Source organism: Pseudomonas sp. MT92 (assembly GCF_058792515.1).
The window spans coordinates 1-694 of sequence record NZ_JBXAFA010000052.1 but is presented as its reverse complement, the minus strand read 5'-3'; the positions used below and the strand labels follow the sequence as shown (position 1 = coordinate 694).

The window sequence follows — 694 nt, the reverse complement described above, 5'->3', positions numbered from 1 at the left end:
GAGTGCCCTGCCCCTCCCACGGCTCGGCGCTCCACTGGCCCGGCGGCTGGTCGCTGACGTCGGGGTGCAGGGCCAGGACGCGCTCGCGCTCGCGAGCACGGTGCATGGCGTCGGTGTAGGCCTTGATGTTGCGTGGCGTCGGGTCCTTCATCACGGCCTCGCCCAGTGCGTCGGTATCCTCGGCGCCCCGCTTCAGGTCCGCTTTCAGGGCGCGGGCAAAGGTGTCGGGGAGCAGTTCAGCCATCACCTCGGCGGCTTGTTCCAGCGGCGGGCAATGCTTGGCTTGCAGTTCGTTGGCCACGGTACGCAGGGCGATATGGCGCATGTGTTCATGGCGCTTGGCGCTGCTGTCACTCAGCGCCTTGCAGTACTCGGGGTTCAAGGGGAATTCGCTGTAGAGCATCCAGGCATCGTGGATTTTTTCCAACGCCAACCCCGACAGGGGAGCGTTGAGCAGCAGCGTTTCATCCTCGTCCAGTGCCTGTTCCTTGAACTGGCCAGAGCGCGAGACGCCATAACGCTTGAGCGGCCCCTGGTCCTGCCACAGATAAACAAACCCGGCACGCAGGCGTCGCACCGCCATGGGCCGGCCCTGGGTGGACACGCCGGGGGCGCAGCAAGGGTCAGTGGCCTTTTCCTCGGCCAGGGCATAACGCACGGGCACGACGAAAAGCTCCGCCTGGCTGGCGGGGCA

General features: G+C 66.3%; 1 protein-coding gene. It reads right to left on the bottom strand.

Annotated features, from left to right (window positions below):
• Positions 1 to 664, bottom strand: a 664-nt coding sequence (locus tag AC1Q6D_RS33140) for a toxin VasX (protein WP_492574026.1), incomplete at its 3' end; no start/stop codon positions are given.
• Positions 665 to 694 lie beyond the last annotated feature (30 nt).